Origin of the sequence: Mesorhizobium sp. M8A.F.Ca.ET.202.01.1.1 (assembly GCF_004791595.1) — a bacterium.
Classification (GTDB): Bacteria; Pseudomonadota; Alphaproteobacteria; order Rhizobiales; family Rhizobiaceae; genus Mesorhizobium.
In genome coordinates, this window is the sequence record NZ_SRUN01000007.1 from 193,335 (window position 1) to 217,720 (window position 24,386).

Below are 24,386 nucleotides of genomic sequence, written 5' to 3' on the forward strand. Positions count from 1 at the left end.
TTGTGAGGCAAAGTTTTTCAAATCTCAACTGTTTGCTTCTGCTTTTCTTCTCGGATCGAGCCGCAATGCTTCGGGGGTCACCGAACGGTCGGCCGGCTGCGTCTTGAAGGCGTCGCGATCCTCGATCGGCACCGGAGCGCGGCGGCTGATGCGCAGCAGCGTGTAACCCGCCAGGGACAGATGCGCCAATGCGGTCGCCAGGAACAGGCCCTCCGGGCGCATCCAGCCCATCAGGGCGGCGGCCAGCAACGGCCCGATCATGGTGCCGAAGCCGTAAAGCAGCAGCAGGCCACCCGATACCTTGACGAAATCCTCGGAGCGGGCGTGGTCGTTGGCATGCGCCACGGCAATCGAATAGAGCGTGTAGGCGAAAGCGCCGTAGGCGGCGGTGAAGACGAGGACGAAGACTGCTGAGCGCGGCTCGAACAGGAAGATGAGAAGCGCAAACAGCGCCGCGCCGAAGGCAGCACCGGCCAGCACGAAACGGCGGTCGGTCTTGTCGGAGAGACGCCCGGCCGGAAGCTGCATGGCGGCACCGGCGACGACCACCAGGCTCATCATCAAGGCGATCTCGGCGGTGGAGATGCCGATGCGGGCACCGTAGACCGCGCCGAGCGTGCCCCAGGCGCCGTTGGCGATGCCGATCAAGAGGCAGGCGATCGCCGACACCGGCGAGTTGGCGTAGAGCCCCTTGACGTCGAGCTTGACGTCCTGCAGCGGCTTCGGGAGGGAAGCGCTCGAAACCGCTGTCGGCAGAAGCGACAAGCAGAACAGGATGCCGGTGATCATGAACAGCGACGCCGATTTCACGTCGCCGCCGGCGACGATCATCTGTCCGCCCATGATCGAGGCATAGGTGACCATCATATAGAGGCCGAAGACGGTGCCACGGTTCTCGTTGGTGGCCTTCTCGTTCAGCCAGCTCTCGATGACCATGAAGGCGCCGGCCATGGTGAAACCGGTGAAGGCACGCAGCAGGATCCAGACATATTCGTCGATGACCAGGCCCGTCAGCAGCGCCACGATGGCGCCGGACGCGGCAAAGGCGCCGAAGGCGCGCACATGCCCGGCACGGCGCACGATGCGCGGCGCAAAGAAGCAGCCGGTGACGAAGCCGCCGGCCCAGGCCGTGCCCATCAGGCCGAGCGAAGCGGTCGAGAACCCTTCCAACTGGCCGCGCAGGGGCAACAGCAGCCCGTGCAGTCCCGATGCCGCCAGAAGGAAGGCGGTGCCGCGGAGCAGGGAAAGGATCGGTCTGTAGGCTGCGAGCATTTTTTGATCCGGCTGAGGGCTGGGAGGGGCGCAGGTTTGAAGACAGTCGCATTCGGGCTTTTCGGCGGCGGACGGTTACCCCAGCGAATTATCCGCGGCGGAACAGCGCCTCGGCCGCCGACTTGGTGTTGTCCTTGGTCTTGAGTTCGGCCTCCAGCCGGGCGATCTCGTCGCGCAGGATGCCGATGCGCTCGGACAGTTCACCGACGGAAAGCAGCGACAGGTCTTGCCCGATCTCGTGCGGGCGTGCCTTCTTCTTGGGTTCGTCGTCGAAGATCGCCATCGTCGCTCCTCCTACGCCAGACCAGATTGGCCATTTGCCTGATTTGGCAATCAGCATACATAGGGCAGGGGCATCGATGCAAACAGCCGGTAAAAGCCGGCTAGGAAAGACGGGAAACTTCATGGCGAGCGGACAGAAAATTCCGGCACGGATGACGGCGATCGCGATTTCGGAGCCGGGCGGTCCCCGGGTGCTGAAGCCGGAAACGCGCGACGTGCCGCTGCCCGGCCCCGGAGAAATCCTGATCAAGGTCCATGCCGCAGGCGTCAACCGGCCCGACGTCCAGCAACGCAAGGGTGCCTATCCGCCACCCCCCGGCGCATCGGACCTGCCCGGCCTCGAAGCATCGGGTGAGGTGGCGGCCCTTGGCGACGAGATATCGCGCTGGCGCATCGGCGACCGGGTCTGCGCACTCACGCCCGGCGGCGCCTACGCCGAATATGTAAGGGTTCACGCAGGCAGCGTTTTGCCGCTGCCGGCGGGCTTCACCCATACCGAAGCGGCGGCGGTGCCGGAGAACTACTTCACCGTCTGGCACAATGTCTTCGAGCGCGGCGGACTGAAGAAGGGTGAGACGCTGCTCGTCCATGGCGGCTCGTCCGGCATCGGCACCACGGCGATCCAACTCGCCTCGGCCTTCGGCGCCTATGTCATCACCACCGCTGGATCGAAGGAGAAATGCGACGCGTGCCTGAAGATTGGCGCCGACCGCGCGATCAATTACCGCGAGCAGGATTTCGTCGCCGCGGTCAAGGAGGCGACCGAAGGCCGAGGCGCCAACGTCATCCTCGACATGGTCGGCGGCGACTATGTCCAGCGCAACTACGAGGCCGCCGCGATCGAGGGCCGCATCGTGCAGATCGCCGTCCAGGCAGGTGCCGTGGCGAGCGCCGACTTTTCCAAGATCATGGTCAAGCGGCTGACCCATACGGGTTCGACGCTGAGGCCCCGCACCGTGGAATTCAAGGCGGCGATCGCGGCCGCGCTGGAGGCGCAGGTGTGGCCGCTGCTCGGCACGCGCAAGGTGGCGCCGGTCATGGACATGATCTACCCGCTCACCGATGCCTGGCGCGCGCATGAGCGGATGGAGGAGGGGGATCATATCGGCAAGATCGTGCTCGACGTGGGCTAGGCCCGTATCACCTCAATCTCGACACCGTCCCCGAGCGCGCCTTGCCTGCAAGATGAACAGAAGGTTAATGCTGCAATGCAGCATTTGCATCATTGCTATGCAAAATCAGCCGTTCAAGTCCTCATCGATGATCACTATTTGAGCATCATCGAAACGAACCCAATTCAGGAGGACTACCATGAACCCGATCCGTGCTTTCCGTAATTGGCGCATGTACAACGAGACCGTTCGCGAATTGAACCGCCTCAACGCACGTCAGCTCAGCGACCTCGGCATCAACCGCGCCGACATCGAAAGGATCGCCCGTCAGGCGATCTGATTGCAAGCGCGACCTCGCCGCAAGGCAGGGGTCGCAATGCAGAGCCGCCGCGCACGCTTGTCGTCGCCGGTTCCGAACCCGCTGGACCCTGTCCAGCGGGTTTTGTCTTTTTGGGTGCCAGTCGGCGTGAGCCACCGTCACCCGTGTCAAGCACCAGGCGGCTTGACCTCTGTTTTCAGCATGGCATCTTGACGGATGGGGACCGGTTGCCGCGTGAGCGCGTGACCGGCAGGGCATCGACGAAGGCTTCCACGCCCATGTTGGATGATCTTATCGACAAGATCTACGAGGCTGCTTTCGTTCCGGACCTATGGCCGGAGGTGCTGAAAGGCATAAATAGCGCCTCCGCCTCGGTGGGCGGCGCCGTGTTCCTGTTTGCCGATGAGCAGCCGGTGCGCGGAAGGACGGTGCCGTTGCTGCAGGACTTGCTGAATGAATTCCTTCTGGGCGATACGCTGCAGTTCTCCGCGGCGGTCTCGCGCATGTGCGCGGTGCAGCCGGCGAGTTTCGTCGATGTCGAGAGTTTCCTGACAGCCGAGGAAATCGAGAACGATCCCATCCGGGTCCGCCTGCGCGCTCTAGGGATTGGCGCGCATACCTGTACCGCCATCCCGATGCCGAGCGGCGAAATGGCCATCTTCGTCTTCCAGCGAAGGCTTGGCGAGGGCCGCTACGACGCCGGGAGCTTCGACATTCTCGACGGTCTGCGGCCGGCCATGGCGCGCGCCAGCCTGATCGCCGCACGGCTTGGCCTGGAGCGGGCCAAGGGAACCGTTGCCGCCATGACGGCCATGGGGCTGCCGGCGGCCATTCTCTCATCGAGGGGGCATGTGCTCGCCGCCAATCAGCTGTTCGAGAGCATGGGCTCGATCTTCCTGCCAGTTGCCTTTGGCGGCATGGCAATCGTCGATGCGGATGCCAATCGCCTGTTTCAGCAGGCCGTCGTCGCCGCACGCGGGGACGCCGAACCCTCGGTCCGGTCCATCCCGGTTCCGGCCGCCGCCGACAGGTCGCCACTGATCCTTCATGTCCTGCCGCTGCGTCGCTCCGCCCACGAGATATTCTCGGGCGCCGACATCCTGGTCGCGGCGACGGCGGTGAACGCCAGTTCCATGGTGCCATCGCCTACGCTGCTTGCCGGACTGTTCGACCTGACGCCAGCCGAGGCGCGCCTGGCCTCGGCACTTTCGCAAGGGCGAACCCTGACGGAGGCGGCGGCAAGCGCCAACATCACCGTGAAGACCGGGCGAACCTATCTCGAACGGATATTTGCCAAGACCGGAACGCGCCAACAGAGCCAGCTTGTCGCGCTGCTCAAGGGCACGGAGCCGTTCCGGTAACCGCCGGTTCGCGGTTTTCGGCGGGCTTTTCCAAAAACATTGCGAAGCGGCCAGGGAACGGTTATACAGGCCCCGAATTTCCCATTTTGGTGGCTCTAAACCACCGCCCGCGCGGGAACGCGGGCGAACGAGAAGGATTTTTGCAATGGCCAATACGCTGCTGATGCCCAAGGCGACCGCCGTCTGGCTGGTCGACAACACCGCGCTTTCCTTCGAGCAGATCGCGCAGTTCTGCGGGCTGCATCCGCTCGAGGTCAAGGCGATCGCCGACGGCGAATCGGCGCAAGGCATCAAGGGCATGGATCCGATCATGACCGGCCAGCTGACCCGCGACGAGATCGCGCGCGCCGAGAAAGACCCGAACCAGCGCCTGAAGCTTTCCGACCCCAAGGTGCGGGTGCCGGAATCCAAGCGCAAGGGTCCGCGCTACACGCCGCTGTCGAAGCGCCAGGATCGGCCGAATGCCATTCTGTGGCTGGTGCGCAACCATCCCGAACTCAAGGACGCGCAGATTTCGCGCCTTGTCGGCACCACCAAGTCGACGATCGAGCAGATCCGCGAACGTAAGCACTGGAACTCGGCCAATCTGCAGCCGATGGACCCGGTGACGCTGGGTCTCGCTTCGCAGATCGACCTCGACATGGAGGTCAACCGCGCCTCGCGTGGCCGCGAACAGGCGCAGCCGGTCGGCGACACGCTGCTGCCGGCGGCATTGACCGAGCGGTTGGTGCCGGCGCCGGAGAAGCCGAAGGACGAGGACGCCGAGCTCGACGCCAACGCCGTCTTCGCCAAGCTGTCAGCGCTGAAGTCGAAGGACACCGATACGGACGACGAAGAATAGGCTTTTCGCCAATTCGACAAAAAAGCCCGCTTCGAGCGGGCTTTTTTGTGCGGTCGGGCAATCTCAGCTTCGCGCCGCGCGGTCGGGCGCCATGCCGTAGTCCTCGCTGCGCTCCACCGCCCGGTAGAAATCGGCGAGCTGCTTGCCGCGTTCCGGCTTGAAGATGCGGCCGGCGATGACCACCGAGGCGATGCGGTCGATGCGGAAAGCGCGAAAATCATCACGCATCTCGCACCAGGCGACCAGCGTCCAAACCTTGCCCCAGAACCATAGGCCGAGCGGCCTGATATCGCGCGCGGTACCGCGACCGGCTTCGTCCGAGTAGTCGATGGTCAGCACCTGGCGTTTTTCGACCGCGCGCTCGATCAGGTCGATCGCCTCGCGGGCGGCGTCGCTGACCACCCACATCGGCGTGTGGATCTCGGTGCGGGCGATGCGATCCTTTTCGGCATCGGGCAGTACGGCACCGATCTTGACCAGCGCCTCGTCGGCGGCGCGCGCCATGGCAGCGCCGCCAAAGGCGCGCACCATGCGGGCGCCGGCAACCAGCGCCACGATCTCGTCACGCGTGAACATCAGCGGCGGAAGGTCGAAACCCTCCCTCATCATGTAGCCAACGCCAGCCTCGCCGTCGATCGGCACCCCAGTCGACTGCAGGTCGGCTATGTCGCGATAGATGGTTCGCTCGGAAACCTCGAGCCATGTGCCGAGCTTCTGTGCGGTGACCAGGCGGCCGCCACGCAGATGCTGCACGATCTGAAAGAGCCTGTCGGCGCGGCGCATCGTTTGCTTCCCCAGTGTCTTTCCCATGCATGCCGTGGCTCCCGGACCGGGTCCACTTCCACATGACATGCATTACGGTTTCAGCCCTTCGCGCTTACGCTGCGCGGCAACGAATTCCGCGCCGAAGGACAGTTTCCTCGTTGTCGGCGTCCTCGAATCAAGCACGCGCCAGAAGGGAGCGATGTCGCGGAGCGTCATGCCGCGCTCGAAATCCTCCTTGGCTGCCTCGGCGACCGTGCGCAGATGATAGCCTATGGTGACCGGGCATGTCACTTCGGCGCCGTGCTCAATGGCGAGCGCGGTGCGCAACGCGCGAACGTCCATCTCGACACCTTCAGGAATCGAGCGGATGAAATCATGGACCTGGCGCGCGGTTGGCACCAGCATGGGCTGGCCCTCGACGACGTCTCCCATCGTGCGCGGCGTTGGTTTCACGCCGTTGATGCCAGGCGTGTTCAGCCTGTCGTTCCAGCTTTTCATCGATCGTCCTCTCGGCCGGCCATGCGCATCAGTCACCATCGCACGCGCCTCCTGACAGCATACTGTCAGGAGGCTTCAGCATACTCCTTGGCGAACAGCGTCCGCATCTGCGCGAGATCGCTGCCTTTTTCGGGATAGAGCGTCCGCAGAAAGGCAAGGGCGAAGGTGCCGGGCGCCGAGCCCGGCGCGGAGACGATCCTGCCGTCGGCCACGGCGTGCGGCACGTCCTGATAATTGCCGTCGCCGGCATAGCCGGCTTCGTGGCGGTTGATCCAGTCACGGCCATTGCTGGTATGCCTGGCCTTCTCGAACATGCCGGCTCGGGCCAGCGCCAGCGTCCCGGCGCAAATGCCGCCAACGACACCGCCGCGCGCCGCGACGGCCGTCAGCAGTTCGGAAGCATCCGGCGGCGCCTTGCCCGCCCACTGGTCGGAACCGATGACGGCCACGGCATCGAGATCGATATTGTCATCGGCGTCCGCCGAACGGTCCGGTGTCAGGCGAAAACCGCTGATTCCGGTCACCGGCTTGCCTCCCGGCGTCAGCGACACGGCGCGAGCGCCGAACCACTCGACCGCCGAGGCCGCCAGCAACCCATATTCCCAGTCGGCAAAGCCCTCGATGAAAAGGAAGCCGATTGTCTTGTTCTCGGGCATGAGCTCGCTCCATCCCTCGCGCCGGACCTGATATCTGGGTGCTGACGTGTCAGCCTCCAACCGCTGGCTTGAAAATTCTGCTCAATTGCCGTGATGGCGACGCTCGGCATACATGTCGGGCCAGCCGATATCCTTGCGAATGTCGGCGGGCAGCGCGTTCATGAACCGCTGCGTGCGGATCTCGTTGCGCATCGTGCGGATCTTGCCGACATAGTGCTGCATGCCACGCAGAATGGTAAAACCGTTCATGACCAATCTCCTCTCTCTAACTGGAGGCAGTATCGCATACCCCTCCTGACAGCAGTCTGTCAGGAGGATGGCAGGTCGTATCGCGACAGTTCCGTTCTCGTCATGGCAGGTCCTGCGGGTGCGGGTCGTTCACCAAGATCAGCCAATCTGGCCGTATTGTTCATCGCCTGGCGACAAACTGTCGGGACAGGCGGCCTTAAGCGGGACGACCGGAGTTCTGATATGAAAGGAGAAAATTCTTCCCCAAAAACAGGGAGACGACCATGAGCATGCAACTGACAGGAATTCACCATCTGACCGCCATCACCGCCAATGCGCCCGGCAATCTGCACTTTTACACAAAGGTGCTGGGCCTGCGGCTCGTCAAGAAAACGGTGAACCAGGACGATACCTCGGCTTACCATCTCTTTTATGCCGACGGCGAGGCAACACCGGGTACGGACCTGACCTTCTTCGACTGGCCGGTCGGCCGCGAACGGCGTGGCACGCACAGCATCGCGCGGACCAGCCTCAGGGTCGGCAGCCAGGAGAGCCTTGCCTGGTGGAAGCAGCACCTTGCCAGCGAAGGTATCGTGACAGGAGAGATCGCTGATATCGGTGGCTACAAGTCGCTGGATTTCGAAGACCCCGAAGGCCAGCGCCTGCGGCTCGTCAGCGATGACGGAAAGGGCGGCAGCCATCCCTGGGCGCAAAGCACGGTGCCGGCCGGACATCAGATCCGCGGGCTCGGGCCAATCGTCATCAGTGTTCCCGATATCACCAACACCGAGGCGGTGCTGACCAGGGTGATGAACATGCGCAAGGTACGCGACTATGCCTCGCCGGACGGCGAGGGCCAGGTCCGCGTCTTCGAAATGGGCGCGGGCGGGCCGGCGGCGGAGCTTCATGTCGCCGTGCAGCCCGGGCTGGCGCCCGCAAGGCAAGGCGCCGGTGCGGTTCACCACGTCGCCTTCAGGGCGCCCGACCAGGAGACGCTCCATCAATGGACGGCGCGTCTTGCCGAATTCCGTCTGCCGTCGAGCGGCGAGGTCGAGCGTTACTACTTCCGCTCGCTCTATTTCCGTGAGTCGAACGGCATCCTGTTCGAGATCGCCACCGACGGGCCGGGGTTCACCGCCGACGAGCCGCTGGAAACGCTCGGCGAAAGCCTTGCCCTGCCGCCGTTCCTGGAGGCAAAACGCGCTTCGATCGAGGCTGGCCTCAAGCCGCTGAAGTAGATCGTTGCGCGGTTAGGTGCGGGCGCCGCGTTCCGGTTCTGGATCGCGGCGTCTTTCTTTCCCGGAGACCGAGCGAAACCGCTTTGACAGGTGACGGCGTTGCTGGTCAAAGGCGGCATGACGAAACTCCTCGCCCTTGTCATCGTCGGGTTCATGGTGATCCAGCTCATCAAGCCGCTCGGTTGGCCCGGGCTCAGGCGACGCGGCGATTTCTGGAAATTGGCGCTTCTTGCCATGGCGGCGATTTCGCTGGCGGCCGTGCTCGGGCATTTGACCTAAGCTGTCGCGCCGCCTGGCCATAGATATTCAGTCGCCAAGCACAGGGCCGACGAGATGTTCCGCCCAGGCCCGGTAGCCGGCCTCCGAGGCATGGAACCCGTCGGAGGCAAAACCGGCTTCAGGGTTGGTGATCGGCAGGCGCGGCGCTGGCACCGCGCCGCGTTCCAGGCAGAGGCGTTCGCCCATCCGGTTCATCGCGGTGGCGCGGACCTCGAGGATCTTGCCGAGCAGCGACGGCATGGCCGGCGCGCGCGTGAACTCCAGCACCGGCGACCATACCACGCGCGCCTCCGGCCATTTGGCGCGCAGCGCGTAGAGCAGGCCGCCGAACTCCTTCTTGAAGCGCGGCACGGAATGAAAATTCTTGGTGTCGTTGGTGCCGATGGCGAGCATGATATGCGTCCACGGATCGGCCGACAAATTGGGCAGGACATGGTCGCGGATCTGGCCAGATGTCGCCGAATTGAAGCCGGCGGCACGCCAGCGCACAGCGCTGCCCGTGCGCTGCGCAATCAGCACGGCGAGCTGCGCGGCAAGGCCGTTTTCGGAATTGCCGATGCCGACCGACGCGGCGGAGGAATCGCCCAGGACCAGCAGCGACATCACCGGGGCCTGGCCCGAGATCTCGTGCATGACCGGGCCTTGCGCCGGCAGCATGCGCGAGGTGCGGCGGCGCACGCCCAACCCCTGCCAGACATAGACCGGGAAGGCGAGCCAGGTGAGGATGGTCGGGAAACGCATGGCAATACCGTGAAATGACGAGGCAGCCTTAGCGCATGTTTTGATCGGCGTGAACGGATCCCGCCTCATCGACCCATGCCCTTTGTTTTGGCGCAATTCCGGACGGGAAACCGTTTCACGCTTTTTCTGAAATTGCCCTAGGGGCAAGCGTCGTCCTGCCGCGACCTGTTTCCATAGTCGTCGTGCAACCGCACCCAGTCCATCGAAGTGCCATAGGGGCCGGTCTCGCCACGGCCTTTCGGCGCCATGTCGAGATATTGATAGGCGCCGATGAACTGCTCGCTGCCACGGGCGCGCGACATGAAGGTCAGGAAGATGTCACCGGCTTCCTCCCTGTAGAAGACAGTGGTGCCAGGCAGGTCCTTCGACGTCGATACCGGTGTCTCGAAATTATAGACGGCTTCGCCGGAGGCGATCTGCCTGTCGGTGAAGGAGACCTGCATGTCGAAGTTGAAATCCGAGGCATAGGAGGACACCCAGTCGAATTTCCATCCCATGCGCTGCTTGTAAGGCAGCAGCTCGGCGAGCGGCGCGCGCGCGATCACGACAAGCGACACGTCATGATGCCTGAGATGCTGGTTGGCGCCGTCGATGTGATCGGCGACGAAGGCACAGCTCTCGCAGTGATGCGTCGAGCCCGGCGCGAACACGAAGTGGTAGACGATCAGCTGGCTGCGGCCGGCGAAGAGATCGGCCAGTTTCTTTGGTCCGTGTTCCGTCTCGAAGACATAATCCTTCCGCACCTTCAGCCAGGGTAGCTGCCGCCGCTCGGCCGCAACGCGTTCGCGTAACCGCGTCAGTTCCTTCTCGCGGTTTAGATGTGCCTTGTGGGCCTCGAACCAGTCTTCGCGCGAAACGACCTTGTTGCGATGCATGAACTTCTCCCTGTCTGCACCCCAAGGACGTACGGGATGGGCGCGAGCCGACATCGCCGCTGCCAGGAATGCCCAGAGGAAATAAGAATGCGAATGCCTGGCCCCAAGGCCGGCGCGCCAAAACAAAAAACCCGGGCACGTCGGCCCGGGTTTGAAGGGAAGGGATAGCAGGGGGTCTTCAGGCAGCCTGTTCCAGGCTCGCCTTCCATTTGCCGAGTGCGGCCAGATGGTTCATATGGGCGCGGTGGGTGAAGGCGGCCTGGCCGGCGGCGATGTTGGACGCCTTGCCGCTCCAGGCCTTCTGCGGCGCCGCCTGCAGCGCGCGGCCGTAGGAGAAGGTCAGCTTCCACGGGTGCGGACCGATGGCGTTGATGGCGTTGAGGTTGGCGGTCGCCTCCTCGTCCTCCTGGCCGCCGGAGAGGAAGGCGATGCCCGGTACCGCCGCCGGCACCGTCTCGCGGAACAGCTTTATGGTCTTTTCGGCGACTTGCTCGGGACTGTCCACGATGCCCGACTTCTTGCCCGACAGGACCATGTTCGGCTTCAGGATCGTGCCTTCAAGCACGACGCGGGCCGCGTAGAGCTCGTCGTAGAGCCTTGTCAGCGTCGCCTTGGAAACCTCGTAGCAGGTGCCGATGTCGTGGGCGCCGTCCATCAGCACTTCAGGCTCGACGATCGGCACGATGCCGGCTTCCTGGCAAAGGGCGGCATAGCGGGCGAGCGCATGGGTGTTCGCGCCGATCGAGGTGGCCGAGGGGACGCCCCTGGCGGTGTCGATGTCGATCACCGCGCGCCATTTGGCGAAGCGGGCGCCGAGCTTGTAATAGTCGGCAAGCCGTTCGCGCAGGCCGTCGAGGCCTTCGGTGACGGTGTCGCCGGGAAAGCCGGCCAGCGGCTTGGCGCCAGCATCCACCTTGATGCCGGGAATGGCGCCTGATGCCTTGATGATGTCGACCAGAGGCGTGCCGTCGGCGGCCTTCTGGCGGATGGTCTCGTCATAGAGGATGACGCCGGAAATGTACCTGGTCATCGCGTCCTTGGTGCGGAACATCATCTCGCGGTAGTCGCGGCGGCTGTCGGCGGTCGATTCGACGCCGATGACGTCGAAGCGCTTCTTGATGGTGCCGGAGCTTTCATCGGCGGCCAAGAGGCCCTTGCCGTTGGCCACGATCGCGGCGGCAATGTCTTCGAGACGTTCGCTCATCATGCTTCTCCTGAACCGGTTGATCTGCGCCTAGCAGAACACTACCGCCAAAGGAATGACGCCGGAAAGCTCGAATCGATTGAAAGTCGCCGGCGCCGTCGCCGGCTCCCTTCGAGTTGATCGAATTGCCCGGGAGCGGCCGAACGCTTCAGCGCTTCAGCACGTCGACGCCGGGCAACGGCTTGCCTTCCATCCACTCCAGGAAGGCACCGCCGGCGGTCGAGACATAGGTGAAATCGTCGGCGACACCGGCATGGTTGAGGGCAGCCACCGTATCGCCGCCGCCGGCGACGGAGACCAGCTTGCCGGCCTTGGTGCGCGCCGCCGCGTGCTTTGCCGCCGCAACCGTGGCGTGATCGAACGGCTCGATCTCGAAGGCGCCGAGCGGACCGTTCCAGACCAGCGTCGCCGCGCGGTCGATCCATTCGCCGATTGTCGTCACGGTCTTGGCGCCGACATCGAGGATCATGCCGTCGGCCGGCACGTCGGAGATGGCGACGGTCTCGCAGGCGGCGCCCGCCTTGAACTGCTTGGCGACGACGCCGTCGACCGGCAGGATGATGGCGCAGCCGGCTTCGGCGGCCTCGATCATGATCTGCTTGGCGGTCGGGGCCAGGTCATGCTCGCAAAGCGACTTGCCGACATCGGTGCCGCGCGCGGCGAGGAAGGTGTTGGCCATGCCGCCACCGATAACCAGCGCGTCGACTTTCTTCACCAGGTTCATTAACAGGTCGATCTTGGTCGAGACCTTGGCGCCACCGACGATGGCGACGACCGGACGCACCGGATTGCCCAGGCCCTTCTCCAACGCCTCGAGTTCGGCCTGCATGGTGCGGCCGGCATAGGATGGCAGCAGGCGCGCCAGCCCTTCCGTCGAGGCGTGCGCCCGGTGGGCCGCCGAAAAGGCGTCGTTGACGAAGATGTCGCCATTGGCGGCGAGCTGTTCGGCAAAGGCGGGATCGTTCTTCTCCTCGGCCTTGTAGAAGCGGGTGTTTTCGAGCAGCAGCACGTCGCCCTTGTCCATGGCGGCGACGGCGCTGCCTGCCGTGTCGCCGACGCAATCGCCGGCGAAGCCGACGGGACGGCCAAGCACTTCAGCCGTGGCTTTTGCGATCGGCTCCAGCGAGAATTCGGCCGAGGGGCCATCCTTGGGCCGGCCGAAATGGGCGAGCAGGATGACCTTGGCGCCCTTGCCGGACAATTCGGCGATGGTCGGCGCGATGCGCTCGATGCGGGTGGCGTCGGTGACCTTGCCGTCGGCGACGGGAACGTTGAGGTCGACGCGCACCAGCACGCGCTTGCCGCTGATGTTGCCGATGTCGTCCAGTGTCTTGAAGGCAGCCATGCCGGTCCCTTTCGTCTGAAAATCGCCGGGACCATACCCCGCATCGGCGGCGATGCAAGGCTTAGACCGAGGTCGGATGCGAAATTTTGAGACCGGCGCGGACATAGTCCGTGAATACCACCCCGGCGTATGTGGGGGTGGTGCAAACAGTCGCCCGAGTCAGCGTTCGACCGATGCCTTCTCGACCGGCGGCTCAGGGGTGTCATCCGCTTGTGCCGCCACCTGCGCCTCGGCCGGCTTGCGCCAGTTGCGGACAAAGGCGCTCAGACGGTCGCCCATCTCGCCGGCGCTGAGGAAGACCGGCACCCGCGCCACCGGCGCGGTCGGCTCGAAGGACAGGCCGAGGCCCGTTATTCTGCCCTTGTCGTCGACATCCCTGACGATCAGCTCGATCGGACCGAGCAGCACCCGGTCGGCATATTCGGCATGGCCGCCGAGCCGCGCCGTGACCAGCGCGCCGACGGTCTGTTTCTGCTCGGCCTCGGTGAGACCGGGCGCATAGGCGGCTTCCAGTTCGGCTGCGGAACGCGCCGGATCGACGGCGAAGGCACCGAAGAAATCGGCATCCTCCGGGTCGACCACGGCGCGGCTGGCAAACAGCTTGTCGAGCAGGCGCGGATAGCGGTCGGGCACGAAGATGTAGACCTGATCGCCGGCGGCGAGCCGGCCCATGTCCTGGAAACGCATCGAACGGCCGTCACGCAGCACCAGCGAGGGCCGGGCCCAGCGCGGGATGCGCTCGCCGCGCGCCACCGGACTGCCCGGCGCCACACGATAGGCGAGAAGTTCGTGATGCGCGGAGCCGGGCAGTTCCAGTTCGACCTTGTCCAGCGGTCCGAGCCGCGCCGGTACGATCAGGCCGAGGCGCCGCGCCAGCGGGCCGACCGTCCAGCCCTGGATGACCAGCGACACCAGAACGATGATGAAGGCGGCGTTGAAGATGGTGCGGCCGTTCTCCAGCCCGCCGAGCAGCGGTGTGATGGCGAGCAGGATCGAGACGGCGCCGCGCAGGCCGACCCAGGAGACGAAGGCGACTTCGGGACGCGGCAGGCGGAACGGGATCAGGCAGAGCCACACGGCGACAGGTCTGGCAATGAACATCAGGAACAGGCCAAGCGCTATCGCAGGCACCATGATCGCCGGAAATTGCGAGGGCGTGGCGAACAGGCCGAGGATGAGGAACATGATGATCTGCGCCAGCCACGACATGCCGTCCTGGAAGCGCTTCAGGATGGTGACGGCGCGGATGTCGGAATTGCCTGCGATGAGCCCGGCGATATAGACCGCCAGGAAGCCCGAGCCGCCAATTGCGCCGGCGGCCGCGAAGACCATCAGCGACAGGGTCAGCACGAAGATCGGCAGCAGGCCATGGTCGAGGTTGAGCCGATCGACCAGGCGTACGATGGCGAGGCCGCCAAGCACGCCGACGATGGCGCCGAGGCCCATGTTGACGAGGAAGCCGAGGATCAGATTGGTAACCAGGACATTGGCTTCGGGATTGGCGTGGGCGGCGATGATCTCGACCAGCGTGATGGTCAGGAAGATGGCGATCGGATCGTTGGTGCCCGATTCCACCTCGAGCGTGGAGCGCACGCGCTCGCGCAGATTGATCTCGCCGGCGCGCAGCAGGAAGAACACCGCCGCCGCGTCGGTCGAGGCGACGGCGGCACCGAGCAGGAAGGATTCCAGCCAGCTGAGGTCGAGCAGATAATAGGCGGCGGCGCCGAACAGGCCGGTGGTGAGAAGCACGCCGAAGGTCGCCAGCGACAGGGCTGGTCCTGCCGCCTGCCGCAAGGCGTTGAGCGGCGTGCCGAAACCGGAATCAAACAGAATGACGGCGAGCGCCAGTGAGCCGGCAAAATAGGCGATACGGGCGTTGTCGAACTGGATGCCGAGGCCGTCGGTTCCGGTGGCGAGCCCGATGCACAGAAACAGGAGCAGGAGCGGGGCGCCGAAGCGGAAGGCGATCAGGCTCGAAAACGCGGCGGCGACAACAAGCGCCGTGCCGACCAGCGTAACGAGATAGATCGCATGCTCCATCCGTGATTTGCCCCTCGAATTCCTCTGCCTGCTGGCTTTACGGGAGAGTGGGGCGAAGGCGTGACCAGTGCAAGGCGGGAGGGTGGTTTTTTGCCCGGCGTCGCCGATTTTCGCGTTGCTGCTCCGGCAAACGAAAACGCCCGGACGAAGCCGGGCGTTTCGATTGTCGGGAAGGCGGATCCTAGGTCAGGCGATGATCCTGCCGAAAGCCACGGCGGTGTCGCCCATGCGGTTGGAGAAACCCCATTCATTGTCGTACCACGACAGCACCGAAACGAAGTTGCCGTCCATCACCTTGGTCTGGTCGAGCGCCATGATCGAGGAGCGCGGATCGTGGTTGAAGTCGATCGACACGTTCGGGTGATGGGTAACGCCGAGGATGCCCTTCAGCTTGCCGTTGGAGGCGGCGATGACCGCTTCGTTGATTTCCTGGACCGTGGTCGCGCGCTTGGCGATGAACTTGAAGTCGACGACCGAGACATTCGGCGTCGGCACGCGGATCGAGATCCCGTCGAGCTTGCCCTTGAGATCGGGCAGCACGAGGCCGATCGCCTTGGCGGCACCGGTCGAGGTCGGGATCTGCGACAGGGCGGCGGCGCGGGCGCGGTAGAGATCCTTGTGCATGGTGTCCAGCGTCGGCTGGTCGCCCGTGTAGGAATGGATCGTCGTCATCATGCCCTTTTCGATGCCGACCGTCTCGTGCAGGACGGCCGCAAGCGGCGCCAGGCAGTTGGTGGTGCAGGACGCGTTCGAGATGACGATGTGGTCCTTGGTCAGCTTGTCGTGGTTGATGCCGTAGACGACGGTGAGGTCGGCGCCGTCGGCGGGAGCCGAGACCAGCACGCGCTTGGCGCCGGCGGTCAGGTGCGCGGCGGCCTTGTCGCGGGCGGTGAAGATGCCGGTGCATTCGAGCGCGATGTCGACGCCGAGTTCCTTCCACGGCAACTGTGTCGGGTCCTTGATCGCCGTGACCTTGAACTTCTCCTTGCCGACGGTGATCTGGTCGCCGTCGACCGACACTTCATGGGGGAAGCGGCCGTGCACGCTGTCAAAGCGCAGCAGGTGGGCATTGGTCTCGACCGGGCCGAGATCATTGACGGCGACGACCTCGATGTCCTTGCGGCCGGACTCATGGATGGCGCGCAGGATGTTGCGGCCGATGCGGCCAAATCCGTTGATGGCAACTCTGACGGTCATTGTTCTCTCCCTGGGAGCAGACGATTGGTCCGCAGCTTCATAGCGGCGGACGGGTGAAGAATCCAGCCGCAGCGAGCTGGATTTAAATCGATTAGGTTAGGCCAGTTCGGCGAAACCGCTTTTCACGCGATCCCGCCGGGGATTTTGTGTCGTGCATGTCGTTATCCCAAAGCCGCGATACGGGCGACATGCCCGGGCCTCACTTGCCGTGAAGGCGGGCTTCAGCCGCCTTGGCAGCCGCATCGGCGGTGATGCCGAAATGTGGATAGAGCTGCTCGATGGTGCCGGAGGCGCCGAAGCCGGTCATGCCGACGAAGATGCCATCCGAGCCGATGAGATGATCCCAGCCCTGGCGGATGCCGGCCTCGATCGCCATCTTGATCGGCGCGTCGCCGATGGTCTTCTTGCGATAGGCGTCGCTCTGCTTGTCGAACAGTTCGAAGCAGGGCACCGAGACGACACGGGTCGGGTGGCCATGCTTTTCCAGCAGGTCGCGCGCGCCGAGCGCGATCTCGACCTCGGAGCCGGTGGCGAAGATCGTCACCGCGGCTTCACCGCTGGCGGCGGCGAGTTCATAGGCGCCCTGGCTGCTCAGGTTCTTTTCGGTGAACTCGGTGCGCACTGTCGGCAGGTTCTGCCGGGTCAGCGCCAGGGTCGACGGCGTCTTTTCGGATTCGAGCGCGATCTGCCAGCATTCGGCGGTTTCCACGGCGTCGGCCGGACGGAACACATTGTGGTTCGGGATGGCGCGCAGGGCCGCCAGGTGCTCGACCGGCTGGTGGGTCGGGCCGTCTTCGCCCAGACCAATGGAATCATGGGTCATGACGAAGATCGAGCGAATGCCCATAAGCGAGGCAAGCCGCATCGAGGGGCGGGCATAGTCGGAGAAGCACATGAAGGTGCCGCCATAGGCGATGAGACCGCCATGCAGCGTCAAGCCGTTGATCGCGGCAGCCATGCCATGCTCGCGGATGCCGTAGTGGACATAGCGCTGGCCGTAGTCGTCCGGCGTGATGTTCTTGGTCTGGCTGGTCTTGGTGTTGTTGGAGCCGGTCAGATCCGCCGAGCCGCCGATGGTCTCCGGCACCGCGCCATTGATCACTTCGAGCGCCATTTCCGACGATTTGCGGGTGGCGACCTTCGGCTTGTCGGCCGAGAGCTTCTTCTTGTAGTCGGCGATGACGGCGTCGAAATTGCCCGGCAGCTTGCCGGCGAGGCGGCGCTCGAATTCGGCCTTCAGCTTCGGATCGGCCTTGGCCAGGCGGCCTTCCCAGTCGGTGCGCGGCTTGGCGCCGGCCTTGCCGGCGGTGCGCCAGGCGTCGAGGATGTCAGCCGGAATCTCGAAGGGCGGCGAGTCCCAGTTGAAGAACTTGCGCGCGCCCGCGATCTCGTCGGCGCCGAGCGGTGAACCGTGCGCCTTGTTGGTGCCGGCCTTGGTCGGGGCGCCGAAGCCGATGGTCGTCTTGCAGGCGATCATCGTCGGCTTGTCGGAATGGCGGGCAGCTTCGATGGCATAGGCGATCGCTTCCGGATCGGTGCCGTCGATATGGCTGGCGTTCCAGCCGGAGGCCTGGAAGCGGGCGACCTGGTCGGTGTTGTCGGCGAGCGATACCGGGCCATCGATCGAGATGTTGTTGTTGTCCCAGAAGACGATCAGCTTGTTGAGCTTGAGGTGACCGGCAAGCGCGATGGCTTCCTGGGACACACCTTCCATCAGGCAGCCGTCGCCGGCCAGCACATAGGTGTAGTGGTCGACGAGGTCATTGCCGAAGGCGGCGTTCATGATGCGCTCGCCGAGCGCGAAGCCGACCGAATTGGCGAGGCCCTGGCCGAGCGGGCCGGTCGTGGTCTCGATGCCGGTGGCATGGCCGTATTCGGGATGGCCCGCCGTTTTCGAACCCAACTGGCGGAAGTGCTTGATCTGGTCGATGGTCATGTCTTCGTAGCCTGTCAGATGCAGCAACGAGTAGAGCAGCATCGAGCCATGGCCGGCCGACAGGATGAAGCGGTCACGGTCGGCCCAGTGCGGGGCCTTGGGGTCGTATTTCAGGAAGCGGGTGAACAGCACCGTGGCGATGTCGGCGCAGCCCATGGGCAGGCCGGGATGGCCGGAATTCGCCTTCTCGACGGCGTCCATGGAGAGAAAACGGATCGCATTGGCCATCCGGTCATGTTGTTCACGCGACGTCATGGTTCCTCCGAGGTGGGGGTTTGAGGGCTTGGGAGAGCCCTTGAAAAGGGTGCGCGACACATAGCAGGCGCGGGCTTTTAGTCAACAAATCGGGTGCAGATTTGCCGGTCTTGTGATGCCGTCGGCGGGCCTACATTAGCGTTAGCGGGGGACAGTCGCGAGAGCTTTGTTGACGTTGCCTTCACCCGGTGCCTAATGTTTCTGACATAACGCGTTCTGAACGCGAACGATTCGGTGATGGGCAGGGCACAGGACGAGGCCATGACCGGGGAAACCACGCTCAAGGAAGTAATCGCCAGGCTGAGCAAGGCCATCGAGGGGCTGGAAAATGCCGTCGCGGCCAAGCTCGAGCATGAACGAGACTATTCGGAAGCCGAGGCCGAAGTGCAGCGGATGAATGCCGATCGCTCCCGGCTGGCGCAGGAGCTCGACAATTCCGAAGCGCGCGCCGAACGGCTGGAAGACGCCAACAAGGAAGTCTCGCGACGGCTGGTGACCGCGATGGAAACCATCCGCGCCGTGTTGGACAGATAGGAGCTGGCCCGATGGCACAGGTCACGGTTTCAATCGACGGCAAGCAGTACCGCATGGCCTGCGACGAGGGCCAGGAAGAGCATCTGATCGATCTCGCCGAACGCTTCGACCGCTATGTCTCGCATCTGAAGGATTCCTTTGGCGAGATCGGCGACCAGCGGCTGACCGTCATGGCCGGCATCATGGTGATGGACGAGCTTTCCGAACTGCAGAAGCGCGTCAAGGGCATGGAGAGCGAAGTGCTGACCTTGCGCAAGACGCGCGACGAGGCGCTGACCAAGGCCGACAAGAGTGACAGCGTGCTGACCAGCGCGCTTGGCGCCCTGGCGCAGCGGATGGAAGATCTGGCGACGTCGCTGGCGATCACCAAGGCCTGAGGCGCGCCTCGCCGATCCCTGGCGTTTGTCTCATGCCCGATGTCGCGCCTTATTTTTCGCGCCCGATCCGCGGACACGGAAAAATTTTTGCCCGCCGGCTGAATAGCCGTCATCTCCAGCGTTTAATCAGTCACGCTGCGGTGCTACGATCGGGCGCCGGCACCGGCCGGCGAAAAGAATACCGGCTACATTTCACAAGGGGTAGGGATAGGTCATGAGTCTTCGTATCAACGACATTGCGCCGGACTTCACCGCAGAAACCACGCAGGGAGCCATCAAATTCCATGACTGGATCGGCGACGGCTGGGCGATCCTGTTCAGCCATCCGAAGAATTTCACGCCGGTCTGCACGACAGAGCTTGGTACGATGGCGGGTCTCGAGGGCGAGTTCAAGAAGCGCAACGTCAAGATCATCGGCATCTCGGTCGACCCGGTCGAAAGCCACGGCAAATGGCAGGACGACATCAAGACGGCCACCGGCCATTCGGTGCATTATCCGCTGATCGGCGACAAGGACCTCAAGGTCGCCAAGCTCTATGACATGCTGCCAGGCGGCGCCGGCGAGACCTCGGAAGGCCGCACGCCCGCCGACAACGCCACCGTGCGCTCGGTCTACGTCATTGGACCGGACAAGAAGATCAAGCTGGTGCTGACCTATCCGATGACGACAGGGCGCAACTTCGACGAGATCCTGCGCGCGGTCGATTCCATGCAGCTCACCGCCAAGCACCAGGTGGCGACACCGGCGAACTGGAAGCAGGGCGAGGACGTCATCATCACCGCCGCCGTTTCCAACGAGGATGCGATCAAGCGCTTCGGCGCCTACGAGACCATCCTGCCTTATCTCAGGAAGACCAAACAGCCTTCCGCCTGAAGCCAACGCGTCGCAACCGTTTTTTGGTTTTTCCGCTTCTGCGAGCCAAGTCATGCTTGACTGGCCCGCGGGAGCGGACAACCATGCCCGCAATGGGTTCCGGTGGAGAAAATCGTTCCTGCCGGCCGTGGGGTGAGGGAGCCGGACGTGGATGTAGCTTTGGCCAGGCCTTTGGTCAGCGGCTTCTATGACAAGCCGACCGGGGCCATTCAGTATGTCGTCACGGACCCGGCGACGAAGCGATGTGCCATCATCGATCCGATCCTGGATTTCGACGAGAGATCCGGCGCAACCGGTACGAGGAGCGCGGATGCCCTGCTCGGTTTCGTCGGGGAGAACGGGCTGGAGCTCGAATGGATCCTCGACACCCACCCGCACGCCGACCATATCTCGGCGGCGCATTACCTCAAACAGAAGACCGGAGCGCCGATGGCGATCGGCGACAGGATCGTCGACGTCCAGGCCCTGTGGAAGGTCATCTACAACTGGCCCGATTTTCGCGCCGACGGCATGCAGTGGGACAGGTTGTTCGCCGAGGGCGAGACGTTCCGGATCGGAACCCTTCCGGTCAAGGTGCTGTTCTCGCCAGGACATACGCTGGCGTCGATCACCTATGTGGTGGGGGATGCGGCCTTCGTGCATGACACGATGTTCATGCCCGACAGCGGCACGGCGAGGGCGGATTTCCCCGGCGGCAGCGCCGCACGGCTCTGGCGCTCGATCCAGGACATCCTGGCGTTGCCCGACGAGACGCGTGTCTTCGTCGGCCATGACTATCAGCCCGGTGGCCGCGAGCCCTTGTGGGAAAGCACCGTGGCGATACAGAAATCCACCAACACCCATCTTGTCGCCGCGCGCACCGAGGCCGAGTTCGTGGCGCTACGCGAGGCGCGCGACCGCACATTGCCGATGCCGCGGCTGATCCTGCATGCGCTGCAGGTCAACATGAACGGCGGACGGCTGCCGGAACCGGAAGCCAATGGCCGGCGGTACCTCAAATTTCCACTGGATTCGCTTTGAGGTAACCGTGGCTCGCTGGGCGTACAAAAAAGCGGCGCCAGTTTCCTGACGCCGCCTTGATATTCCTGGCCGATCCCGGCTTTAAGCCGCCGGCCGTGCCTCAATGGTGCGCAGCGCCTGCATCTGGCGCTTGGCGGCGGCCTTGACGGCATCCTGCACCTTCTCGAAGGCGCGCACCTCGATCTGGCGAACACGCTCGCGGCTGATATCGAACTCGGCCGACAGTTCTTCCAGGGTGAGCGGCTCCTCGGCGAGGCGACGGGCCTCGAAGATGCGCCGCTCGCGATCGTTGAGCACGGCCAGAGCGCCCGACAGCATGCCGCGCCGGTTTTCCAGCTCGTCCTGCTCGATCAGCATCTCTTCCTGGCTTTCGTGGTCGTCGACCAGCCAGTCCTGCCATTCGCCGGACTCGCCTTCCGTCGCCCGGATCGGCGCGTTGAGCGACGCGTCGCCGGACAGGCGGCGGTTCATCGACACCACTTCGGCCTCGGAAACGTTCAGCCGCGTGGCGATCTCGGCGATCTGGTCGGGCTTCAAGTCGCCGTCGTCCAGCGCCTGGATCTTGCCCTTCACCTTGCGGAGATTGAAGAACAGACGCTTCTGGTTGGCGGTCGTGCCCATCTTGACCAGGCTCCACGAGCGCAGGATGTACTCCTGGATCGAGGCCTTGATCCACCACATGGCGTAGGTGGCGAGGCGGAAACCACGCTCGGGTTCGAATTTCTTGACGGCCTGCATCAGGCCGACATTGCCTTCCGAGATCACCTCGCCGATCGGCAGACCGTAGCCGCGATAGCCCATGGCGATCTTGGCGACGAGCCGCAAATGGCTGGTGACGAGCTTGTGCGCGGCCGTGGTGTCTTCATGCTCGGCGTAACGCTTGGCGAGCATGTACTCTTCCTGCGGCTGAAGCATGGGAAAGCGGCGGATTTCTTCCAGATAGCGGCTGAGGCCGCCTTCGCCGGAAACGATACTGGGTAATGACTGGGCCATGATAGCGCCCCCTCTCTATTGGAGTGATGCCCCCGAAACGCGGCGGGCATGTGACGCGAGCACCAAAAGGCTCGCCCGCGACATCAGAACTTATACAGGAACAAAACCAGAAAAGACAGGCATTTGTTCAACACGAAACAGTGTGTCACGTTGAAGTGAACAATGCCACTCAGGTTTTTTGATGGCAGGTTCAGAGTTTGCGAAAGCTGCCGACGAGTTCCTCCATGTCCCCCGGTATCGGCGCCTCGAACCTCATCGTTAGATGGGTAGTGGGATGCCGAAATGCAAGGAGCCAGGCATGCAAAGCTTGCCGGGAAAATGCCTTGACCTGACTTTTCAGGGGCTCCGGCAGTCGGTTGGCCTTGGTACGGAACGCCAGGCCGTAATCGGGGTCGCCGATAACGGGGTGGCCGATATGGGCCATGTGAACGCGGATCTGGTGGGTGCGGCCGGTTTCCAACCGACATTCGACGAGGCTTGCGGTGGCGAATTCCCGCTGGTCATCGCCGAAACGCTCCTGCACGGCAAAGCGGGTGACGGCATGGCGCGCGTCGTCGCGGCCCTCCGGCACGACAGCGCGGCGCACCCGGTCGGCGGCGCGGCCAAGCGGCGCGTCGATCGTTCCAGTAGGCCTCTGCGGTATGCCCCAGACCAGCGCAAGGTAGGCTCGTTCGAGGTCGCCCGTCAGGCCGTGGTCGGCGAAGGCCTCCGACAGCGCCTTGTGGGCGCGGTCGGTCTTGGCGACCACCATGACGCCGCTTGTCTCCTTGTCGAGTCGATGGACGATGCCCGGCCGGCGTACCCCGCCGATGCCAGACAGGCTGTCGCCGCAATGGTGGATCAGCGCATTGACCAGCGTGCCGGTCCAGTTACCGGCGCCGGGGTGCACGACCAGCCCGGCAGGCTTGTTGATGACGATCAGTTCGTCGTCTTCATAGAGCACGTCGAGCGCGATGTTCTCGCCCCGTGGCTGCGCCGGTTCCGGCTCCGGCATGGCCACCGACACATTTTCGCCGGCGCTCATCTTGCGCTTGGTTTCGTCGACCGGCTTGCCGTCGATGACGACGGCGCCTTGCCTGATCAGCATCTGCACGCGACTGCGTGACATGTCCGGGCCGAGGGCCGCCGCCAGCCACTGGTCCAGGCGTTGGCCGGCCGCATCCGCGCCGGCGACCAGCAAGGTGGGCGCGGCCCCCATCAACAGGTCCTCTATCAATTCGGGGGCCTCTTCGCTATGAGCGCTCATCGAAAAACCATTCTGGAATATTTGCCATGGCCCGGCCCGATGCCGATGAAGAACAGGAAAAGCCGCTTGACCCCGAGGTCGACAAGCTGCGCGGCAAGCTCATCCGCTTCATGGCCATTAATCTCGGCCTGCTCTTTCTGGCTCTTATGGTGGTGATCGCGGCGATTGTCTACAAATCACGCAAGGCGCCGCCGGCCAACCCGGCGCTGTCCGGCGACGTCCAGAAGCCGGCGGGCGAGCCGGCCAGCGCCGATATCGTGCTGCCGGTGGGCGCCAAGGTGGTCAGCCAGTCGCTGTCGGGCGATCGTCTTTCTATCGATGCCGATCTCGCCGACGGCAGCCGTGCGATCTTCGTCTATGATATCGCCGAGCGCCGCCTGATCGGCCGTTTTGCAATCCGCAACAAATAGGCAGGCAAAGACGATGGCCGGATACTCCGAACATCGCCGTGTCGCGACCGTGGCGCTGGTCGTCGCCGACTATGACGAAGCGATCGCCTGGTATGTCGGGCGGCTGGGCTTTCTGCTGCTCGAGGACGTCGATCTCGGCGGCGGCAAACGCTGGGTGATTGTCGCGCCGGCAAACGGGCAGGGCGCCAGGCTGCTGCTTGCCGAGGCATCCGACGAGGCGCAGAGGAAAAGCATCGGCAACCAGACCGGCGGCCGGGTTTTTCTCTTCCTCGAAACCGTCGATTTTGCCGGCGATCATGCCGCGATGTTGGAGAAGGGCATCGAATTCCGCGAAGCGCCCCGTTTTGAGCCCTATGGAACGGTGGCGGTTTTCGCCGATCTCCACGGCAATCTGTGGGATCTGATCCAGCCGAAACGCTAGCTTGCGGGCTGTTTTTCGTCCGCTGCCGCAAAGCCGCCGAACCCCAGTTGCTTTTTGCCAGCCGCCA

General features: G+C 64.0%; 27 protein-coding genes. 12 read left to right on the plus strand and 15 right to left on the minus strand.

Features of this window, described 5'->3' with window-relative positions:
• Window positions 1-24 precede the first annotated feature (24 nt).
• Both EN845_RS17355 and EN845_RS17360 read right to left on the minus strand, forming a co-directional pair.
• On the minus strand, window positions 25-1,272 hold the full coding sequence (locus EN845_RS17355; protein WP_127872081.1) for an MFS transporter: 1,248 nt from the start codon (window positions 1,270-1,272) through the stop codon (window positions 25-27).
• A gap of 88 nt (window positions 1,273-1,360) precedes the next feature.
• On the minus strand, window positions 1,361-1,555 hold the full coding sequence (locus EN845_RS17360) for a DUF1192 domain-containing protein (RefSeq protein ID WP_027141877.1): 195 nt from the start codon (window positions 1,553-1,555) through the stop codon (window positions 1,361-1,363).
• A 121-nt stretch (window positions 1,556-1,676) separates the two neighbouring features.
• Here EN845_RS17360 and EN845_RS17365 point away from each other — a divergent pair, with 121 nt between their 5' ends.
• From EN845_RS17365 to EN845_RS17380, 4 genes are all read left to right on the plus strand, one after another.
• Window positions 1,677-2,687, plus strand: coding sequence for an NAD(P)H-quinone oxidoreductase (locus tag EN845_RS17365; protein WP_127278220.1), 1,011 nt, complete (start codon window positions 1,677-1,679; stop codon window positions 2,685-2,687).
• Between the two features lie 178 nt (window positions 2,688-2,865).
• Window positions 2,866-3,006, plus strand: a complete 141-nt coding sequence (locus EN845_RS17370; protein WP_064987068.1) for a DUF1127 domain-containing protein — start codon at window positions 2,866-2,868, stop codon at window positions 3,004-3,006.
• Window positions 3,007-3,263: 257 nt separating this feature from the next.
• Window positions 3,264-4,346 (plus strand): helix-turn-helix transcriptional regulator, encoded by a 1,083-nt coding sequence (locus tag EN845_RS17375; RefSeq protein ID WP_127872080.1) that lies wholly within the window; start codon window positions 3,264-3,266, stop codon window positions 4,344-4,346.
• Between the two features lie 145 nt (window positions 4,347-4,491).
• Window positions 4,492-5,187 carry a DUF1013 domain-containing protein gene (locus tag EN845_RS17380; protein WP_015315358.1) on the plus strand — a complete coding sequence of 232 codons (696 nt, stop codon included), beginning with the start codon at window positions 4,492-4,494 and terminating at the stop codon, window positions 5,185-5,187.
• A 63-nt stretch (window positions 5,188-5,250) separates the two neighbouring features.
• Here the strand turns inward: EN845_RS17380 and EN845_RS17385 are convergent, their stop codons facing one another.
• From EN845_RS17385 to EN845_RS17400, 4 genes are all read right to left on the minus strand, one after another.
• The gene (locus EN845_RS17385) at window positions 5,251-5,970 is read right to left on the minus strand and encodes a YafY family protein (RefSeq protein ID WP_013529238.1); all 720 of its coding nucleotides are present in this window, start codon (window positions 5,968-5,970) and stop codon (window positions 5,251-5,253) included.
• Window positions 5,971-6,042: 72 nt separating this feature from the next.
• A complete protein-coding gene (locus EN845_RS17390) occupies window positions 6,043-6,450 on the minus strand; it encodes a hypothetical protein (protein ID WP_127278673.1) in 408 nt (135 codons plus the stop codon).
• Window positions 6,451-6,515: 65 nt separating this feature from the next.
• Window positions 6,516-7,106, minus strand: a complete 591-nt coding sequence (locus tag EN845_RS17395; RefSeq protein WP_127278672.1) for a DJ-1/PfpI family protein — start codon at window positions 7,104-7,106, stop codon at window positions 6,516-6,518.
• A gap of 81 nt (window positions 7,107-7,187) precedes the next feature.
• Complete coding sequence (locus tag EN845_RS17400) at window positions 7,188-7,355, minus strand: hypothetical protein (RefSeq protein ID WP_015315361.1); 168 nt, start codon at window positions 7,353-7,355, stop codon at window positions 7,188-7,190.
• Window positions 7,356-7,618: 263 nt separating this feature from the next.
• Between EN845_RS17400 and EN845_RS17405 the strand changes: the two genes are divergently transcribed.
• Window positions 7,619-8,572 (plus strand): ring-cleaving dioxygenase, encoded by a 954-nt coding sequence (locus EN845_RS17405; protein ID WP_127278671.1) that lies wholly within the window; start codon window positions 7,619-7,621, stop codon window positions 8,570-8,572.
• A gap of 117 nt (window positions 8,573-8,689) precedes the next feature.
• Window positions 8,690-8,851 carry a hypothetical protein gene (locus tag EN845_RS17410; protein ID WP_015315363.1) on the plus strand — a complete coding sequence of 54 codons (162 nt, stop codon included), beginning with the start codon at window positions 8,690-8,692 and terminating at the stop codon, window positions 8,849-8,851.
• Window positions 8,852-8,878: 27 nt separating this feature from the next.
• Here the strand turns inward: EN845_RS17410 and EN845_RS17415 are convergent, their stop codons facing one another.
• From EN845_RS17415 to tkt, 7 genes are all read right to left on the minus strand, one after another.
• Window positions 8,879-9,592 carry an SGNH/GDSL hydrolase family protein gene (locus tag EN845_RS17415; protein ID WP_127278670.1) on the minus strand — a complete coding sequence of 238 codons (714 nt, stop codon included), beginning with the start codon at window positions 9,590-9,592 and terminating at the stop codon, window positions 8,879-8,881.
• Window positions 9,593-9,729: 137 nt separating this feature from the next.
• Entirely contained in the window at window positions 9,730-10,467 is a 738-nt protein-coding gene (locus EN845_RS17420; protein ID WP_127278669.1) for a thioredoxin family protein, read from the minus strand.
• A 178-nt stretch (window positions 10,468-10,645) separates the two neighbouring features.
• The gene (locus EN845_RS17425; protein ID WP_127872079.1) at window positions 10,646-11,671 is read right to left on the minus strand and encodes a class I fructose-bisphosphate aldolase; all 1,026 of its coding nucleotides are present in this window, start codon (window positions 11,669-11,671) and stop codon (window positions 10,646-10,648) included.
• Between the two features lie 148 nt (window positions 11,672-11,819).
• A complete protein-coding gene (locus EN845_RS17430; protein ID WP_127872078.1) occupies window positions 11,820-13,016 on the minus strand; it encodes a phosphoglycerate kinase in 1,197 nt (398 codons plus the stop codon).
• Window positions 13,017-13,175: 159 nt separating this feature from the next.
• Window positions 13,176-15,056 carry a potassium/proton antiporter gene (locus EN845_RS17435; protein WP_127872077.1) on the minus strand — a complete coding sequence of 627 codons (1,881 nt, stop codon included), beginning with the start codon at window positions 15,054-15,056 and terminating at the stop codon, window positions 13,176-13,178.
• A gap of 186 nt (window positions 15,057-15,242) precedes the next feature.
• Entirely contained in the window at window positions 15,243-16,253 is a 1,011-nt protein-coding gene (gene gap / locus EN845_RS17440; RefSeq protein WP_127872076.1) for a type I glyceraldehyde-3-phosphate dehydrogenase, read from the minus strand.
• Between the two features lie 199 nt (window positions 16,254-16,452).
• A complete protein-coding gene (gene tkt, locus EN845_RS17445; protein WP_127872075.1) occupies window positions 16,453-18,444 on the minus strand; it encodes a transketolase in 1,992 nt (663 codons plus the stop codon).
• A gap of 261 nt (window positions 18,445-18,705) precedes the next feature.
• Here tkt and EN845_RS17450 point away from each other — a divergent pair, with 261 nt between their 5' ends.
• From EN845_RS17450 to EN845_RS17465, 4 genes are all read left to right on the plus strand, one after another.
• On the plus strand, window positions 18,706-18,978 hold the full coding sequence (locus EN845_RS17450) for a DUF4164 domain-containing protein (protein ID WP_015315371.1): 273 nt from the start codon (window positions 18,706-18,708) through the stop codon (window positions 18,976-18,978).
• 11 nt (window positions 18,979-18,989) lie between these two features.
• Window positions 18,990-19,355 (plus strand): cell division protein ZapA, encoded by a 366-nt coding sequence (locus EN845_RS17455; RefSeq protein ID WP_127277837.1) that lies wholly within the window; start codon window positions 18,990-18,992, stop codon window positions 19,353-19,355.
• Between the two features lie 214 nt (window positions 19,356-19,569).
• Complete coding sequence (locus tag EN845_RS17460) at window positions 19,570-20,229, plus strand: peroxiredoxin (RefSeq protein ID WP_015315373.1); 660 nt, start codon at window positions 19,570-19,572, stop codon at window positions 20,227-20,229.
• Between the two features lie 147 nt (window positions 20,230-20,376).
• Window positions 20,377-21,249, plus strand: a complete 873-nt coding sequence (locus EN845_RS17465; protein ID WP_127872074.1) for an MBL fold metallo-hydrolase — start codon at window positions 20,377-20,379, stop codon at window positions 21,247-21,249.
• Window positions 21,250-21,330: 81 nt separating this feature from the next.
• Here the strand turns inward: EN845_RS17465 and rpoH are convergent, their stop codons facing one another.
• Window positions 21,331-22,242 (minus strand): RNA polymerase sigma factor RpoH, encoded by a 912-nt coding sequence (gene rpoH / locus EN845_RS17470; protein WP_127872073.1) that lies wholly within the window; start codon window positions 22,240-22,242, stop codon window positions 21,331-21,333.
• A gap of 190 nt (window positions 22,243-22,432) precedes the next feature.
• Window positions 22,433-23,488 carry an RluA family pseudouridine synthase gene (locus EN845_RS17475; RefSeq protein WP_127872072.1) on the minus strand — a complete coding sequence of 352 codons (1,056 nt, stop codon included), beginning with the start codon at window positions 23,486-23,488 and terminating at the stop codon, window positions 22,433-22,435.
• 26 nt (window positions 23,489-23,514) lie between these two features.
• Here EN845_RS17475 and EN845_RS17480 point away from each other — a divergent pair, with 26 nt between their 5' ends.
• Complete coding sequence (locus tag EN845_RS17480) at window positions 23,515-23,898, plus strand: fimbrial protein (RefSeq protein ID WP_127872071.1); 384 nt, start codon at window positions 23,515-23,517, stop codon at window positions 23,896-23,898.
• A gap of 13 nt (window positions 23,899-23,911) precedes the next feature.
• Entirely contained in the window at window positions 23,912-24,319 is a 408-nt protein-coding gene (locus EN845_RS17485) for a VOC family protein (RefSeq protein ID WP_127872070.1), read from the plus strand.
• Window positions 24,320-24,386: the final 67 nt, after the last annotated feature.